14 protein-coding genes are annotated in these 17448 nt (G+C 65.2%); 4 read left to right on the top strand and 10 right to left on the bottom strand.

Annotated features, from left to right (window positions below):
- Nucleotides 1-19: 19 nt before the first annotated feature.
- Nucleotides 20-877, bottom strand: a complete 858-nt coding sequence (locus FHT09_RS04605) for a pirin family protein (protein WP_184416863.1) — start codon at nt 875-877, stop codon at nt 20-22.
- Between the two features lie 231 nt (nt 878-1108).
- Here FHT09_RS04605 and FHT09_RS04600 point away from each other — a divergent pair, with 231 nt between their 5' ends.
- Together FHT09_RS04600 and FHT09_RS04595 are read left to right on the top strand one after the other, a co-directional pair.
- Nucleotides 1109-3181 (top strand): carbon starvation CstA family protein, encoded by a 2073-nt coding sequence (locus tag FHT09_RS04600; RefSeq protein WP_104535899.1) that lies wholly within the window; start codon nt 1109-1111, stop codon nt 3179-3181.
- On the top strand, nt 3181-3405 hold the full coding sequence (locus FHT09_RS04595; protein WP_016904074.1) for a CstA-like transporter-associated (seleno)protein: 225 nt from the start codon (nt 3181-3183) through the stop codon (nt 3403-3405). The genes FHT09_RS04600 and FHT09_RS04595 overlap by 1 nt, the downstream gene beginning before the upstream one ends.
- A 1022-nt stretch (nt 3406-4427) precedes the next feature.
- On the opposite strand, the gene FHT09_RS04590 is transcribed toward FHT09_RS04595, so the two are convergent.
- Nucleotides 4428-5132 (bottom strand): HAD family hydrolase, encoded by a 705-nt coding sequence (locus FHT09_RS04590; RefSeq protein ID WP_166774446.1) that lies wholly within the window; start codon nt 5130-5132, stop codon nt 4428-4430.
- A gap of 240 nt (nt 5133-5372) precedes the next feature.
- On the opposite strand from FHT09_RS04590, the gene FHT09_RS04585 reads away from it, so the two are divergent.
- Together FHT09_RS04585 and FHT09_RS04580 are read left to right on the top strand one after the other, a co-directional pair.
- Nucleotides 5373-6137, top strand: a complete 765-nt coding sequence (locus FHT09_RS04585; RefSeq protein WP_181126087.1) for an ankyrin repeat domain-containing protein — start codon at nt 5373-5375, stop codon at nt 6135-6137.
- A gap of 36 nt (nt 6138-6173) precedes the next feature.
- A complete protein-coding gene (locus FHT09_RS04580) occupies nt 6174-7340 on the top strand; it encodes an XVIPCD domain-containing protein (protein WP_104606096.1) in 1167 nt (388 codons plus the stop codon).
- A 185-nt stretch (nt 7341-7525) separates the two neighbouring features.
- Here the strand turns inward: FHT09_RS04580 and FHT09_RS04575 are convergent, their stop codons facing one another.
- The 8 genes from FHT09_RS04575 to FHT09_RS04540 form a co-directional block, all read right to left on the bottom strand.
- Complete coding sequence (locus FHT09_RS04575; protein ID WP_104606095.1) at nt 7526-8776, bottom strand: DUF819 family protein; 1251 nt, start codon at nt 8774-8776, stop codon at nt 7526-7528.
- 223 nt (nt 8777-8999) lie between these two features.
- Nucleotides 9000-9215 carry a hypothetical protein gene (locus FHT09_RS04570; protein WP_104606146.1) on the bottom strand — a complete coding sequence of 72 codons (216 nt, stop codon included), beginning with the start codon at nt 9213-9215 and terminating at the stop codon, nt 9000-9002.
- Between the two features lie 513 nt (nt 9216-9728).
- Nucleotides 9729-10337 (bottom strand): nucleotidyltransferase family protein, encoded by a 609-nt coding sequence (locus tag FHT09_RS04565; RefSeq protein WP_104606094.1) that lies wholly within the window; start codon nt 10335-10337, stop codon nt 9729-9731.
- 527 nt (nt 10338-10864) lie between these two features.
- Nucleotides 10865-11878: an XdhC family protein gene (locus FHT09_RS04560; protein WP_104535905.1), complete on the bottom strand. Its 1014-nt coding sequence runs from the start codon at nt 11876-11878 to the stop codon at nt 10865-10867.
- Nucleotides 11875-14082, bottom strand: coding sequence for an aldehyde oxidoreductase molybdenum-binding subunit PaoC (gene paoC, locus FHT09_RS04555; protein WP_104606093.1), 2208 nt, complete (start codon nt 14080-14082; stop codon nt 11875-11877). Before paoC ends, FHT09_RS04560 begins: the two co-directional genes overlap by 4 nt.
- A 1-nt stretch (nt 14083) precedes the next feature.
- Nucleotides 14084-15034, bottom strand: coding sequence for a xanthine dehydrogenase family protein subunit M (locus FHT09_RS04550; protein ID WP_104606092.1), 951 nt, complete (start codon nt 15032-15034; stop codon nt 14084-14086).
- Nucleotides 15031-15690: an aldehyde dehydrogenase iron-sulfur subunit PaoA gene (gene paoA, locus FHT09_RS04545; RefSeq protein WP_258077209.1), complete on the bottom strand. Its 660-nt coding sequence runs from the start codon at nt 15688-15690 to the stop codon at nt 15031-15033. The genes FHT09_RS04550 and paoA overlap by 4 nt, the downstream gene beginning before the upstream one ends.
- A 557-nt stretch (nt 15691-16247) precedes the next feature.
- The gene (locus FHT09_RS04540) at nt 16248-17255 is read right to left on the bottom strand and encodes an NAD(P)-dependent alcohol dehydrogenase (protein ID WP_104606091.1); all 1008 of its coding nucleotides are present in this window, start codon (nt 17253-17255) and stop codon (nt 16248-16250) included.
- Nucleotides 17256-17448: the final 193 nt, after the last annotated feature.

Here is a 17448-nt window from a genome sequence, read left to right as displayed (position 1 = left end):
GCGGCTGCAGCGCGCCGGCTCAAAACCGCCCCTCCTGGAAATCGACGAAGGCCTGCATCAATTCCTGCTTGGTGTTCATCACGAACGGGCCGTGTCGCATCACCGGCTCGTTGAGGGGGCGACCCGCCACCAGGATCAGCTGCGCACCGTCCGCACCTGCACGTAGCGTCAAGCGCTCGCCACCGCCCAGCACCGCCAGTTCCTGCGCCGGCAGCGCACGCGCGGCATCGCCCTCGCCCACCGTCACCGTACCTTCGAACGCGTAGGCAAATGCGTTGTGGCCGCTGGGCAGCACATAGTCCCAGGCCGCATCCGGCGCCAGTGCGATATCCAGGTACACCGGCGCGGTGGCCGGTTGCACGATCGGGCCGCGCACCTCGCCCACCGCGCCGGCGATCACCTTGACCGTGACGCCGCGCGCAGGCTGGGCGACCGGAATGCTCTCCGGCGCGTACTCCTGATACCTGGGGTCAGTCATCTTGTCGCGCGCCGGCAGGTTCACCCACAGCTGAAAGCCGCGCATGCGCCCGGATTCCTGCTCGGGCATTTCCGAATGGATCAGCCCGCGCCCGGCGGTCATCCACTGCACGCTGCCCGGGGTCAGCAGACCCTCGTTGCCATGGTTGTCCTTGTGGCGCATGCGCCCGTCCAGCATGTAGGTCACCGTCTCGAAGCCGCGGTGCGGATGGCTGGGAAACCCGGCCAGATAGTCTTCTGCCTTGTCGGTGCCGAACTCGTCCAGCATCAGGAACGGGTCCAGGTCCGGCAGCTGCTGGGTGCCGATCACGCGGGTCAGCTTGACCCCGGCGCCGTCGGAGGTGGGCATGCCACGGATGGTGCGCAGCACGCGTGCCGCTGCGGTGGTGGTGACGCTCATCGACCTCTCCTTAGCGTGAATGACTGGCCCGAATAATGGATGCAGCCGGCACGCGGCCCAACCGCGACCGGCGCAACCGATCGTTCCAAAAACCCGCCGGCGCCGCCGCGTGATCCGGCAGGCGGCGACCAGACGCTCTACAACTAAAGTTTTACCCCGGCCCCGAACGACGCCATTGACCCCGGGCGGGCAGAGGGTGACCCTTGGGTGAATCGTTCCTGAGGGGCATGCATGAAAGGGTTCTCGAAGCTGGCCTGGGGCGCGCTGGCGCTGCTGGCCGCGTTCTGTCTGGGCACCGTGGCACTACGGCGCGGCGAACACATCAACGCGCTGTGGATCGTGGTGGCGGCGGTGTCGATCTACCTGATCGCCTACCGTTTCTACAGCCTGTTCATCGCCGACAAGGTGATGCAGCTGGACGTCACCCGCGCTACCCCGGCGGTGGCCAACAACGACGGCCTGGACTACGTGCCCACCAACAAGCACGTACTGTTCGGCCATCACTTCGCCGCGATCGCCGGTGCCGGGCCATTGGTTGGCCCGGTGCTTGCCGCACAGATGGGCTACCTGCCCGGCCTGCTGTGGCTGGTGGTCGGCGTGGTGTTTGCCGGCGCGGTGCAGGACTTCGTGGTGCTGTTCCTGTCCAGCCGCCGCAACGGCCGCTCGCTGGGCGATCTGGTGCGCGAGGAAATGGGCCAGGTGCCCGGCACCATCGCCCTGTTCGGCGCCTTCCTGATCATGATCATCATCCTTGCGGTGCTGGCGATGGTGGTGGTCAAGGCACTGGCGGAAAGCCCCTGGGGCATGTTCACCGTCATCGCCACGATGCCGATCGCGCTGATGATGGGCGTATACATGCGCTACATCCGGGTCGGCAAGATCGGCGAGATCTCGGTGGTCGGCCTGATCCTGCTGCTGGGCGCGATCTGGCTGGGCGGCAAGGTCGCGGCAGATCCAACTTGGGGCCCGGCATTCACCTTCACCGCCAAGCAGATCACCTGGATGCTGATCGGCTACGGCTTCGTCGCCTCGGTGTTGCCGGTGTGGCTGTTGCTGGCGCCGCGCGACTACCTGTCCACCTTCCTCAAGATCGGCACGATCCTGGCGCTGGCGATCGGCATCCTGGTGGTCATGCCGGATCTGAAGATGCCGGCACTGACCCAGTTCGCTTCCACCGGCGATGGCCCGGTCTGGAAGGGCGGCATCTTCCCGTTCCTGTTCATCACCATCGCCTGCGGCGCGGTCTCCGGTTTCCATGCGTTGATCGCCTCGGGCACCACGCCCAAGCTGCTCGCCAACGAAGGCCACATGCGCTACATCGGCTACGGCGGCATGCTGATGGAGTCGTTCGTGGCGGTGATGGCGCTGGTGGCCGCATCGATCATCGAGCCGGGCATCTACTTCGCCATGAACAGCCCGGCCTCGCTGGTCGGCAGCGACACCGTGGCCGTTGCGGCCAAGGTGTCCGAATGGGGCTTTGCGATCACTCCCGAGGTGCTGGAGGCCACGGCACGCGACATCGGCGAGCACAGCATCCTGGCACGCGCCGGTGGTGCGCCCACCCTGGCGGTGGGCATCGCGCAGATCCTGCACCAGCTGCTGCCGGGCGAAGACACCATGGCATTCTGGTACCACTTCGCGATCCTGTTCGAAGCCCTGTTCATCCTGACCGCAGTGGATGCCGGTACGCGTGCGGGCCGCTTCATGCTGCAGGACCTGCTGGGCAACTTCATCCCGGCGCTGAAGAAGACCGAATCGTGGGCCGCCAACATCATCGCCACCGCCGGTTGCGTGGCGTTGTGGGGTTACCTGCTCTACACCGGCGTGATCGACCCGTTCGGCGGCATCCAGACCTTGTGGCCGTTGTTCGGCATCTCCAACCAGATGCTAGCCGGAATCGCGCTGATGCTGGGCACGGTGGTGCTGTTCAAGCTGAAACGTGACCGCTACGCCTGGGTCACCCTGGTGCCGGCGTTGTGGCTGCTGATCTGCACCACCTATGCGGGGCTGATCAAGATCTTCGACAGCAACCCGGCGCAGGGCTTCCTGGCGCAGGCGCACAAATACCAGGACGCCATCGCCAGCAACACCATCACCGCGCCGGCCAAGACGGTGGCGCAGATGCAGCAGATCGTCACCAACGCCTACGTCAACACCGGGCTGACGGTGCTGTTCCTGTTCGTGGTGGGTTCGATCCTAATCTACGCGATCAAGACGATCGTGATTGCGCGCCGCAATCCGCAGCGCAGCGACCGTGAAACCCCGTACGTGGCCTTGCAGCCACACCAGATGGCGGATCTGTAATGGGCACCCAACTCGTTCTGGCCAGCCAGTACCAGGTGCATCGCCGCATCTGGCGGCGCCTGATCCAGACCGCACGCCTGTGCTGCGGCATTCCCGATTACGACAACTACGTGCGCCACATGCTGGAAAAACACCCCGACAAGCCGGTGATGGACTACCCCACCTTCTTCCGCGAGCGCCAGGATGCGCGTTACGGCGGCAAGAGCGGGTTTCGCTGCTGCTGACCGGATGACCGGATAGGTGGCGAGTCGGAACGCAACAGGGCGCGATGCGAATCGCGCCCTGTTGCGTTGATGGCTTGGGATTGGCTGCAGGGCCCTTTGCCTGCTCACCATCGCGGGACACGCCGCAAGGTAGGTCAGCGCTCCCATGCAGGCCTGGCAAATCAGCGGGTTTTCAACCGACCACCGAGCAACTTTCTGGTGCGGTGTCCTCGCCGGTTGCGGGACCCTTGGGCGGCATGGATGCCGGCAACGAGCCTCAACGGAAGGATTCACGGCGTGTCCCGCAAGTGGTGAGGGCACCGCGCACTCGAATCGCCGCGCTGTTGACTGCACTCAACCGCCGCTGCTGCTGCGCGAAGTCTTGGTTGCTATTGTGGCTTTTGTCTCGAACAGAATGATCTAGTGCGGATGGATCAGTTGCGGAGCGGTTGATCTGCGGCTTCGCTGCAGGGCCCTTGCCCGCCCACCATCGCAGGACACGCCGCAAGTACGTCCGTGTAGGCTCTTACGCGGCATCCATGCCGCGTAAGGTCCCGCGACGGTGAGCGGGCAAGGACCTGTCGAGATGGCAGATGTGCATGGTTGCAAGCGGTGCACGATGTGCGTTGGTCGGATCATTGGGTGTCGACCAGCTTCTCACCATCCCATCGCGAGCCGAGCGGTGGACGGGCTTTCAGCACGCAACCCACAAACGTCTCGTCTGCCACCCAAAGCCGAGCAACAATCTCTCGAGAAAGCCACTAACCAATTTTCTGGTGCGGTTCCCTCACCGGTTGCGGGACCGTGTGGCGGCATGGATGCCGCCACCGAGCCTACACGGACGTCCTTGCGGCGTGTCCCGCAAGTGGTGAGGGCACCGCGCGCTCGACGGACCAAGCTCTTGACTGTCTCCAAGCGACGCTACGACGCAACAGCTCTGTCATTGCAGGTCGATTGAACATCTGGCCCAGTCAGTTGCAGAACGAGAGGGCTGCGATTCCGCCACCCTCGACACTGCGTCCAACACGTTCTGCCGGCAGCTCTCAGCCAGCGCGTTTTTGCGCCAGCTGCCCGAACAACGCAGGCAGATCGCGCATATCGTCGAACACCGCCAGCACACCGATGCGACGCAAGGTGTCGGCATGTCCGTGCGGGATATGGCTGGCACCGATAAACCCCAGTACCTGCATGCCGGCCGCCAGTGCGGCAGTCGCACCGGTGGGGCTGTCTTCGATCACCAGGCAGCGCTCCGGCGCAACGCCCAAGGTCCGTGCAGCCAACAGGTAGACATCCGGCGCCGGTTTGGGCCGCTCCACCATATCGGCACTGAAGATGTGCCCCGCCGCGCGCACGGTGAGCCCCACCCGTTCGACCGAGGCAATCACATTGTGGCGGCGGCTGTTGGAGGCGACCGCCAGCGGCAACGGAATCTGTTCCAATGCATCGCGCGCGCCGGCGATTGGCTGCACCTCGGCCTTGATCAAGGCTTCGCCACGCGTCTGGATCTGTGCCAGCAAGGTCTCCGGCAACCGGACCGCGAAATGTTCCTGCACGCGCCGCAATACCTCACGCGTGGTCTGCCCGAACGTTGTCCCGAGCAGATGCTCCAACGCCTCGGCCGGCACGAAGGCCGCCAGCGCCTCGCGCATCACCCGGTCGGCCAGTATCTCGCTGTCGACAAGCACGCCATCGCAATCGCTGATCAGTAATTCGTAGACCATTGCACCCATCTGCTCGCAAAGCGCCATTATGCCGGCCGCCCCGTGACCGTCGGCTGTGGCGGAGTGCAGGCGCGTATGAGGCCCATCGTGATGCATCGGCGACAGGCCGACACCACGACGGCAAGCGGACTCAACAACTGAAACCCGTGGCGCCGGCATGTCACAAAATCTTACCGCGCATCGTTTGTGCAGCTGGTAGGATCGGCCCGGCTGCGGAAGGACACACCGCAGTGCCACCAGGAATGCGATCAGGAGAAGGAGATTTCGATGCAGACGCGATTCCCCACCCTGCTCGTTCTTGCGACCTCGTTTTTCGCGGTCTCATGCACCGCCTCGCCCGGTGCCAAGGAGCAAACCACCATGTCAGCTACGCTGCAGGACCACACCGTCGCCTTCCGCGACCCCGGCCTGACCGACATCGCCAACGCCATTGCCCATGGTGATGTCGCTCGAATCCGTGCACTTGCACCGACGGTCGATCTCGCCGCACACGGCGATCAGAACGTCACCCTGCTCGAGTGGGCGATCTGGAACGAACAACCCCGCGCCCTGGCCGCATTGCTCGATGCCGGCGCAGATCCGTCGTTGCCCGGCATGGACCAGGAAACGGTCGTGCATATGGCCGCCATGGCGAAGGATGCGCAATATCTGAACATCCTGCTGCAGCACCATGCGCCGATCGATGTGGTCAGCGCGCGCGCAGGATGGACGCCGCTGTTCCGCGCCGTGCAGAGCAAGCGCGACGCGCAGATCGCGTTGTTGATCGAAGCGGGCGCCGACGTGCAGCGCGTCGACAACACCGGCAACAGCGTGCTGCATCTGGCCGCACAAAGCGGCGCGGCAAGCCCGGCAGTGCTGCAATTGCTCAAAGCCGGTGTGGACCCCACGCTGCGCAACGCGCAACACCAGACCTTCCAGGCGTATTTCTTCACCACCCCCGACCGCCTGCTCAATGCCGCCGGCCAGCAGGCCAGGTCGGACGTGCGCGCATGGTTGAGCGCCCACAACATTCCCGTGGAAAGCAGCCGCTAGGCGGGCTTTTCGCACGACGAACGCAAGGAGCCGCGCATGAGCCCGTCAAATTCCTCGTCCACCCCATTCGCAGAGTCGATGCGTGGACAGCAACCGCAGCCGGAAGACCGCCAGTTCCCGGCGGTGCTGCAAGACCTCTACGCCACTGCCTCGCAGCGACGCGAAGGCAGCGCCGAAACCTTTGCGCCACTGCCCAACGGCTGGACGCGCATGGACGACAGCACGCTGCAACGGGCCGGCATCGACCCCGGCCTGCTGCACGATGCCAAGAGCGGTTTCGATGCCGCGTTCTACCGCAACGAGCAGGGCCAGGTGGTGCTCGGCTTCTGCGGCACCGACGAAGGCAAGGACTGGAAGCACAACCTTGGCCAGGGCCTGGGCTTCGACGACGCGCAATACGCGTCTGCCATCCAGCTCGGCAGTCAGGCCAGGCAGGCGTTCGGCGACCAGGTGGTGATCTCGGGGCATTCGCTCGGCGGCGGCCTGGCGGCCGCGTCGGCGATGGTCAACGACATTCCAGCCGTGACCTACAACGCCGCCGGCGTCAACGACCGCACGCTGGAGCGCCAGGGCCTGGATGCCTCGGCGGCCAAGGACTACGCCAGCAGCGAGTTGATCCGCGGCTACCACGTCAAGAACGAGATCCTCACCCATCTGCAGGACGACAGCATCCCGCTGAAGTGGTCGATGCCCAATGCGGCCGGCCATCAGATCGAGCTGCCGGAACCGGACCCGCTGTCGTTCGGGCAACGTCTGGTGCCGGGCATGATGTTGAAGCACCGCCTGGATCTGCACGGCATGGACTCGGTGATGAAGGCGCAGGACATGCAAGCGCCTGGGCAGGCGCAAGGTGCAGGCAGCCAGTTGTTCAACGACGCGGTGGTGCGCCTGGACGGCCAGCGAGAACGCCTGGGCCTGCGCGACGACACCGCGTTTCTCAACACCGCCGCCAGCGTGGCCGCACGTGCGAGCAGCGACGGCCTGCAGCGGATCGATCACCTGGTGCCCAACCGCGACGGCGACAGCCTGATTGCGGTGCAAGGCCGGATGGACGACCCGGCGCATCTGCGCAGCCATGTGCAGACTGCCTCGGCGGCCAACGAGCCGGCGCACGGCAATGTCGATCAGTTGCAGCAGCACAACCAGCAACAGTCGCAACAGGGCACGCAGCAGGAAGCGCAGCGGCGCGGCCTGCAGCAATGATCGCGACCGGGCACTGGCGCTGGCCAGTGCCCGCTTCGAGGTGGCTGACAACACCTCGCAAGCGCTCGCCGACGGGATGCAGCCAGTGCATCCGGCACTGCGGCAAGGCGTGATACCGCGAGGTAACCCCCGGCACGTCCTGTCACACCTTCCCGACGATGCTCCCCGACCGTGCGACGGTCCGGTCAGCCGGCTCCCGCCATCGCGCGCAACGTGATGCCCACCAGATAGGCCAGATAGGTGCCGGTGGCGTAGCCCATCGTGCCCAGCAGCACACCGACCGGGGCCAGGGCCGGATGGAACGCAGCGGCCACCACCGGTGCCGAGGCCGGTCCACCGATATTGGACTGCGAGCCGATCGCGAAATAGAAGAACGGCACCCGCAGCAGGCGGCCCAGGCCCCACAGCAACCCGATATGCACCGCGATCCAGATCAACCCGAGCAGGAACAGCCACGGCCGGTCCAGCAGCGCCAGCAGATCCATCTGCATGCCGATGCAGGCAATCAGGAAATACAGCAGTAGCGAGCCGATCCTGGAAGCGCCAGCGCCTTCCAGCGAACGCGCGCGGGTGAAGCTCAGCAGCAAGCCGATACTGGTCGCCAGCACTACGACCCACACGAACGGCGTGTCCAGGCTGAACTGGCTGGACCAGCGCAGCTTGGCTTTGCACCACGCGGCCAGCGGATTGGCCAATGCGTGCGCCAGCCCGACCCCGCCGAACGCCACCGCCACGATCACCATCAGATCGGCCAGGCTGGGAATGCGCGCGTGCTCGGCCTGGAAACGCGCCATGCGCTCCTGCAGGGAATCCAGCGCGCGGGTATCGGCGCCGCTGCGCGCATCGATGCTGCGCGCGCGACCGGCCAGGACGATCAGAACCGCCATCCATACATAACCGACGCCCACATCCACCACCGCAAACTGCCCGAACGTGGTGGCGTCCACATCGAACACCTCGCGCATCGCCAGCATGTTGGCCCCACCGCCGATCCAACTGCCCGCCAACGCGGCCATGCCGGCCCAGGTATCGCCCGCCACCGTGGCCGGATGCACCCAGCCCATTACCCAGAACGCCACCACCGCCCCCAGCATGATGCTCAGCGACGCGCCCAGATACATGGCGACCAGCTTAGGGCCCAGTTTCAGGATGGCGCCCAGATCGATGCTCAGCGTGAGCAGGATCAACGCGGCCGGTAGCAGCACGTCGCGTGCGATGGGGTTGTACAGGCGGGTATTGGCACCGTCGATCAGGCCAACGGTGTTGTAGATGCCGGGCAGCAGGTAACACAGCAGCAGCGACGGCACCACGGCATAGACGCGTCGCCACAGCCCCTGCTCGCGCGACGAGGTCCAGAACACCGCCCCCAATGTCGCAGCGATCAGGCCGAACACGACGATATCGTTTTGGATCAGTGCAGAACCGGCGACGTTCACTAGGGCGGTATTCTCGACAAAGGACCGCCAAGGTGCGGATCGCAGCAAGAATGGCCGATCGGCTGCATCCAGTCGACTGGATACCCGGGCAGGGAAGTGCGGCGTGACTGCAAGGCCGCCGGCTTGGCGCATCCGCACACGTTGCCGGGCACACGCAGTTACCCGCCTCGCCCGGGCGGATCGTCATCGCTTGCCGCACGATCCCCGCAAGGGGCTTGCTCGCTCAGCCGTAGCGACGTACCACGCGGTCGCCTGCGGCGGTCTTCAACACCACGTCGCTGGGCTGACCGGTGGTCAGACAATGCAGCTTGGCCATCAATTCGGCATTTTCCAGCGCGCCCTGCTCGCGTAGATAACGCAGCGGCGACCACTGCGGCCGGGTCACCCACCAACCGCCCTGTTCCGGGTGAATACGGACAACATAGCGTGACTTGTCCATCAGGGCCTCCGGCCGGCGCATGCAGCGATCGAACGACGGAAACGGGCAGCGTGGAAAGGCGCAGCGCACCGACGGCGGGAGGGCCATGGTCCGGTCAGGGATGCCGGCGTGCCCTTACTCAAGGGGCCGCGGGAGAGTGGCCAAAGGCCCCGCGTCCGGCATAGCCAGAATGTCTTTTCGCTCATACAAACGCCGTCGGGCGGACACTGGCACAAAGGTAGGAAAATTCTTACATGACACCGATCAGAGCTGGCGCTAAATTCGCGTTCGAGCGGCACGTACACGTCGCAGATGGCCGTCGACGGGCGCAGACGGCGCGGGGAAATTCGTCGCTCTTGAAGATGCCTTGGGGGAGACGTCGCATGCATCTGCTCAGGAAGTTCCAGTTTCCGGTCAAGACCGCAATGGTGGTGGGCTATGTCCTGGTTATCAGGGAAGCGATCGTGCTGTGGTCCTGATACCGCTCTGTCTCCAGGCTGCCGTATAGCGATTAGCGGCACCCGTCACGGTGTCTCAATCCGCATCCACCCAGCCACGCTGTTGCGCTGCGACCAGGTCGGCGGGCGTGTCCACGTCCAATGCGAGCGCCGGGGCGCTGATGCAGCCCAATGTCTGCACGTCCAGGCTGGCGAACAAGCCACGCAGGCCGCTGTCGCCCTGGAGCGGCACATCGGCCCAGGCCGTGTGGGACACCACCGCGGGGATGCCGCGCACACCGGCATACCCGCTGGTGGCACATCCGGATGCGGCACGGTTAGCCTCTTCCAGCAAGGCGCGCAGATGCGGCGTGTCCAGCGCGGGCTGATCGCACCCCAGGATCAGGCTGCGCCTCAGCGACGTATCGTCCTGCACATGCTGGCGCAGCGCAGCCAGACTGGAGCCCATGCCGGCGGCCCACTCGGAATGACGTAGCAGTTCCACGTCCAGACCTTGCAGGACATCGGTCAACGCGTCGGCATCGGCGCCCAGCACCACCACGCAGCGACGTGGCGCCGTCTGCAGCGCGATGCGCGCGAAACGCCGCAACAACGGTTCGCCCTCGCGCAGCAGCAATTGTTTGGAGCGCCCCAGCCGGCGTCCTGCACCCGCGGCGAGCAACAGCGCAACGTGATCGCTACTCATGCGTCGGATGCCATCGCGCGAAGCGCACACCGGCGCGCGCTCGGCAGCATCGGACCCGAATCGAAAAGTGCATTGCATCCGGTTGCGTCTGGACGAACGATAATGGCTGACGATGGCAATCGAGCTGCGTCGCAGGAGACGTCGGCATAGTGATCAAGTAATTCGGTCATGGCGACGTGGCGTGCATATTGGAGATGCGCCAGCCTAAAGATGTAACTGTGCGCGCAGAGTGACTAAATACAATGCACTTACCGGACGCGAGTAACGCTGGCGCTGCAGCAGGGATTTCAGCGGCTGATTGCCGGCGCTGGATGGCGCAGTTATCGTCATCCGGGAGGCGCAGCAGGTAAATGCATGCCTTATAAGACATATCAAAAATTACTTTTTTACAAATCAATCGCTTCAGTGCAGAAACTTATCCGGCAACCACGCACCAACAGTGTTGGCGACTGAATATTGAAATTCACATTGAAGTGAATGCAAACGCGACTGAGGCTTCCCTGCCCGCTCGCAGGGCAGCAACAGACTCAGCCAGCCACTGCAGCTGCCTGCCCATCGGCAACCGCCTGAGTGGCTTCGGCAATGATGCCCAGCGCAATCGTATGCGGTGAGGAGCGCCCCATGCGCCAGCCCGCCGGCAGCCGCAATCTGGCCAGGGCGACATCGTCATGCCCGAGCGCACGCAGTGCCTGCAGGCGTGCCTTACGTTTCTGGCGGCTGCCCAGAATGCCGATGCAGGCAGCCCTGGAGGCAAGCCCCCGACAGGCGACCTGCAGATCGCTGTCGCCGTCGTGCGCGAGGCTGTACAGCGCAGTGTCCGCATCCAGATGCAGATCCTGCAGCGCTTCGCCCAACGTACGGCGATCGTAATGGTCCGCGGCCAGTCCCGGCGGTGGTTCGCTGGGTCCATGCGGACGCAGCACACGTACCTCGATGCCCATCTGGCTGGCAAGCGACACCAGTACCAGCAGCGCAGGATCGGCACCGACCAGCACCAGCCGCAACGGGGGTCGATGCGTGCGCAGGAATTCGTCGGGACGCAGGTCCTGCATATTGACCGGATAACGGACTGCGCCAGTGATCCGATCCAGCGCGACATGAAACGGGCGACGATGCTGGCGCGCATTGCGCCAGCGTGCCAGATGCTCGCCCAGGTCCTGCACCGGCCAGACCAGCACGCCGATACGGCCGCCACAGCTGAGCTGGATATCCAGCACCTGACTGCCTTCGCCGTAGTCCAGCCAGCGTGGAGTACCGTCGCGCAGGGCGGCGATGGCCTCGTGCGCCACTGCGGCCTCCACGCACCCGCCCGAAACGTAGCCGGCCACCCGGCCGTCGGCGCTGATGGCCATCTCGCTCCCCAACGGTCGCGGCGAGGAGCCTTGCACCTCGATCAGCGTGGCAATGGCCACACGCTGCCCCGCTCGGTGCCAGGCGCTCAGCGTGGGCAGCAGGTCATCGTGCAGGGCATAGCTCGGCCATGCCGGCCACGCCGGCTCGGCCGGCGCCGCATGCGTGACCGGGGCCACCACCGCACTCACGCGCGCAGCAACTCGGGCAGATGCGGGAGCAGCTTGTCCAGCGTGACCGGGTAATCGCGGACGCGCACGCCGGTGGCGTTGTAGACCGCATTGGCGATCGCCGCCGCCACCCCGCAGATGCCCAGCTCGCCGACGCCCTTGGCCTTCATCGGCGAGGACATCGGGTCGCTTTCTTCCAGGAAGATCACGTCCTGATGCGGGATGTCCGCATGCACCGGCACTTCATAACCGGCCAGGTCGTGATTGACGAAAAAGCCCAGCCGCTTGTCGACCGCCAGCTCTTCCATCAGGGCCGCACCCGCGCCCATGGTCATGCCACCGATGACCTGGCTGCGCGCAGACTTGGGGTTGAGGATGCGCCCGGCCGCGCACACCGCCAGCATGCGGCGGATCCGCACCTCGGCGGTGGCGATATCCACGCCGACTTCGACAAAGTGCGCGCCGAAGGTCGACAGCTGATGCGTCTTGGAAAGTTCGCCGAACTCGATCTTGTCCTCCACCACCAAGGCGCCATTGGCCGCGGCATCACCGAGCGCGATGCGCTTGCCGCCGGCACGCACGTGGCTGTCGGCGAATTCAGCCTTGGCCGGGTCCAGCCCCAACTGCTCGGCGACGGCTTCGCGCAGTTTCACTGCCGCGGCATACACGCCGGCAGTGGAACTGTTCGCACCCCACTGGCCGCCGGAACCGGCCGAGGCAGGGAAGCTGGAATCGCCCAGCCGCACGTCCACCCAATCCAGCGGCACGCCCATCATCTCTGCGGCGGTCTGCGCAATGATGGTGTAGGAGCCGGTGCCGATATCGGTCATGTCGGTTTCCACCACCACCCGGCCGCCCTGCTCCAGCCGCATGCGCGCGCCGGAGGTCATCACCGGCGCATTGCGGAATGCGGCAGCCACGCCCATGCCCACCAACCAGCGCCCATCGCGGTTGCTGGCCGGCTTGGCCTTGCGCTTGGACCACTCGAAACGCGTTGCGCCATCTTCCAGGCACTTGACCAGCTGACGCTGCGAGAACGGACGCTGCGGCTTTTCCGGATCCACCTGGGTGTCGTTGACGATACGGAACTTGACCGGGTCCATGTCCAGCTTCTCGGCCATCTCGTCCATGGCCACTTCCAGTGCCATCAGGCCCGGCGCTTCGCCGGGCGCACGCATCGCATTGCCTTCTGGCAGATCGAGCACGGCCAGGCGTGTGGAAATCAGGCGATTGGCACCGGCGTACAGCAACTGGGTCTGCGCGGCCGCGATTTCCGGTCCGCCCTCGGGCAGGTCGGCGGACCAGCTCTCGTGCGCGATCGCGGTGATCTTGCCATCGCGCTGTGCACCGATACGGATGCGCTGCACGGTGGCCGGGCGGTGCGTGGTGTTGTTGAAGATCAGCGGCCGCGGCAGCATCACCTTGACCGGGCGTCCGACCTGGCGCGCGGCCAGCGAGGCGAGCACCGCATCGGCACGCAGGAACAATTTGCCGCCGAAGCCGCCGCCGATGTACGGCGACATCAGACGCACGTTTTCGCGCGGGATACCCAGCGTCTTGGCCAGATCGCCCGCGCTCCAGTCGATCATCTGGTTGGAGGTCCACACGCTCAGCTTGTCGCCTTCCCACATGGCGATCGACGCGTGCGGCTCCATCATCGCGTGCGAATGATCGGGCGTGGTGTATTCGGCATCCAGCTGCACCGGCGCGGCCGCGAAGGCGCTATCGAAATTGCCGACTGCACTGTTCGGCGCCTCGCCCTCCTTGGTGACCTTGGCGCCATCGCGTGCCTTTTCCAGATCGTAGGCGCCGACATGGCGAGCGTAGTCGACCTTGATCAGCTGGCCTGCGGCACGTGCCTGCTCGAAGGTTTCGGCAACCACCACCGCAATGGCCTGGTGGTAATGCTGGATCTCCGGACCGCCGAGCAACCTGGCCGTGTTGTATTTGCCTTTCTGCAACTTGCCCGCATTCTGCGCGGTGACAATGCCAAGCACGCCCGGCGCATTGCGCGCCGCGCTCAGATCGATGCTGCGAATGCTGCCCTTGGAGATGCCGGCGCCCACGATATGGCCGTAGGCGGCACGTCCAGGCAGATCGTGATGCTCGTACGCATACGGCGCCAGCCCGGTGGCCTTGAGCGGACCGTCGATACGATCGACCGGCTTGCCGACGACCTTGAGCCGGTCGATGGGATTGGTACTGGCGGGAGTGTCGAATTTCATATCAGGCCCTCGTCTCGGCCAGGACCGCGGTCAAGGCGCGCTCGACCAGCGGCAGCTTGAAGGCGTTGTGTTCGGTAGGTCGTGCGCCGTCGAGCAGCACGGAGGCAATTGCACGCGCGCCCTGGCGCGACTGCGCTTCGGCCGCCTCGCTGCGCCACGGCTTGTGGGCGACACCGCCTACGCCGACACGCAGGCTGCCATCGCGCTGCACGACCGCTGCAACCGACACCAGGGCGAATGCGTAGGAAGCGCGATCGCGCACCTTGCGATAGACATGCGTGCCGCCGAGCGGCTTGGGCAGGCTCACCGCCGTGATCAGTTCGCCGCGTTCCAGCACGGTTTCCAGGTGCGGCGTCTTGCCGGGCGCACGATAGAACTCGGACAACGGCACCGCGCGTGTCTGTCCATCCGGACGCACCGTTTCGACCACCGCGTCCAGGACGCGCATGGCAACGGCCATGTCGCTGGGGTGGGTGGCGATGCACTCTTCGCTTGCGCCGATCACCGCCAGCTGCCGGTTGAAGCCACCGATCGCCGCGCAACCGCTGCCCGGCAGGCGCTTGTTGCACGGCTGATTGGTATCGTAGAAATACGGGCAACGTGTGCGTTGCAGCAAGTTGCCTGCGGTGGTGGCGCGATTGCGCAGCTGCCCCGACGCACCTGCCAGCAATGCGCGCGACAGCACGGCATAATCGCGACGCACACGGGCATCGGCTGCCAGATCGGTATTGCGCACCAGGGCGCCGATGCGCAGGCCGCCGTCCGGCGTTTCCTCGATGGTATCCAGACTCAGTCCGTTGACATCGATCAGATGCGAAGGCGTCTCGATCTGCAGTTTCATCAGATCGAGCAGGTTTGTGCCGCCTGCGATGAACTTGGCATCCGGCTGGCGCGCAGCCTTGGCCGCGGCGTCGGAGGGCGAGGCGGCGCGTTCGTAGCTAAACGCCTTCATGCGCGCTCTCCCGCAACATCGTTGATCGCATCGACGATGTTGGAGTACGCGCCGCAACGGCAGATGTTGCCGCTCATCCGCTCCTGCAATTCCGGCGTGGTGAGCCTGGTCTTGCCGGTCAGATCCTCGGTGACATGGCTGGGGATGCCGCGCTTGACTTCGTCCAGTACCGCCACCGCCGAACAGATCTGCCCAGGCGTGCAGTAACCGCACTGATATCCATCGTGCTTGACGAAGGCCGCCTGCATCGGATGCAGCTTGTCCGGCGTGCCCAGGCCTTCAATGGTGGTGATCTTGCCGCCCTGATGCATCACCGCCAACGACAGGCAGGAGTTCATCCGCTGCCCATCGACGATCACGGTACAGGCACCGCATTGGCCATGGTCGCAGCCTTTCTTGGTGCCGGTCAGATGCAGGTGTTCGCGCAGGGCATCGAGCAGCGTGGTGCGATTGTCCAGCGTCAGGGTCACTGGCTTTCCGTTGACCTCGAACGCGACCTGGCTCGATGCATCGGCAGGCTCGACCGCCTGCCGGTGCGACATCGCCTTGCCTGCAGTCACGGCCATCGACTGGTTTGCGGCAACGCTGGCTGCCGATGCCGTGCCAGCGATCAGTATCTCGCGACGGGTCATCTTGATCTCTCTCATGGCTGGCATCTCCAACAATGCTGGCTTATACATTCCTTAAACAATGTGCAGCGCGGTCGGTCACAATCACGTGAGCATGCAGCGCATGCGTGCGGGCGCGAAGCGGGGGTATGGCCCGATTCTAGAGCCGCGTTCGGCGGGTATTGGCGGCATGGAGTGCATGCGCCTATGAAGCGCGCTCATCATTGCTGAAATGCATGGCCCACTCGCTACGCAACGATCATGCGGGCTGGCAGCCCGCGTTTTGCGGGCTTCGCGGCGTATGAAGTGATTCAAGATCTTCTACATGCTGCCAGGAAACACATGCTGAGCGGGAAGACGTCATCCCCGTCCGCGCGCTTGCCTCCGTCTCCACTGCGCGGTGCTCGTCTGCCGCATCCGGATGCACTGCATCGAGGACATCCGGACGCGAACGACCGACTTGGAGCGACCACCAACGCGTGACCGGCAGCCGTCAGGCGGGGCATGGATGGCGTGAAAGTGTGGGTCAGTGCCACATGCCGATTCACGCAGCGCCCGCGCCCGCGCCCGCCTGACGGTAAGCGCAGGAGTTTTGTCAGCCGCTCCTAGAATTCCAGCACGATCTTGCCCAGATGGCCGCTGGCCTGCTGCAACGCGAAGGCGTCGGCGATAGCGTCGAGCGCGAAGGCGCGATCGATCACCGGACGCAGCGGCAAGGCATCCAGTGCACGCACCAGTTGCCGTTGATGCATGCGGCTACCGACCACCAGCCCCTGCAGGCGCTGCTGTCGGCCCATCATTTCGGCGGTCGGCACCGGACCCGCGGCACCGGTCAACACACCGATCAAGGCGATATGCCCACCCACCCGCGTAGCGCGGATCGATTGCGCCAGGGTGCCCGGCCCACCGACCTCGACCACATGATCCACGCCACGCCCGTTGGTGATCTCCAGCACCTGCGCCGACCACTCGGCATGCTGACGATAATTGATGATGTGGTCTGCGCCCAGCGCGCGCGCCCTGGCCAGTTTCTCGTCGGACGACGATGTCGCAATGACGGTGGCGCCCATCGCCTTGGCGAACTGCAATGCAAAGATCGACACGCCGCCGGTACCGAGCACCAGCACGCTGTCGCCGGCCTTGAGTCCGCCATTGACCACCAGGGCGCGCCATGCCGTGACGCCGGCCGTGGTCAAGGTCGCCGCTTCGGCATGGCTGTAGCCGGTCGGAGCGTGCGTGAACGCATGCGCGGCGGCCACGACCGCAGAGCGTGCATAGCCATCGACGCCATCGCCGGGCGTGGTGGCAAAGCCGGCCTGCTGCGGCTCGCCATCCAGCCACCCGGGGAAGAAGGTGGACACCACATGGTCGCCGACGGCGAATTCGTCCACTTCAGGCCCGACGGCTTCGACCAAACCGGCACCGTCGGACATGGGGATGCGGCCGTCAGCCGTCGGCATCTGCCCGGCCACCACGCCAAGGTCATGGAAATTCAACGAGCTTGCATGCAGCCGCACCCTGATCTGACCGCGTGTCGGTTGCCCGGGGTCGGGCAGCGCAACGACGTGCAATGCATTCAGGCCTGCAGGATGAGCTAAACGAATCGCGCGCATGAGGCGCTCCTTGCTGTGATCGACGTTCGGGATAACACCCCGGGCGTTATCCGCATGCAGTCGAGCTGGCTTTCGGTCCTGTTGTCGGCAGCCGTGCGTGATCGCATCGTCGAGCGCGTGACGAGAGCAGGCTGGACAGCAGCGCGGTCGCACGCCACGCGAACTGCCGCGCAACGCATGAGGCATCAATCAC

The sequence above is a fragment of the Xanthomonas sp. CFBP 8152 genome (assembly GCF_014199025.1).
Taxonomy (GTDB): domain Bacteria; phylum Pseudomonadota; class Gammaproteobacteria; order Xanthomonadales; family Xanthomonadaceae; genus Xanthomonas; species Xanthomonas arboricola_B.
This window is presented reverse-complemented; position numbering and strand designations above follow the sequence as displayed.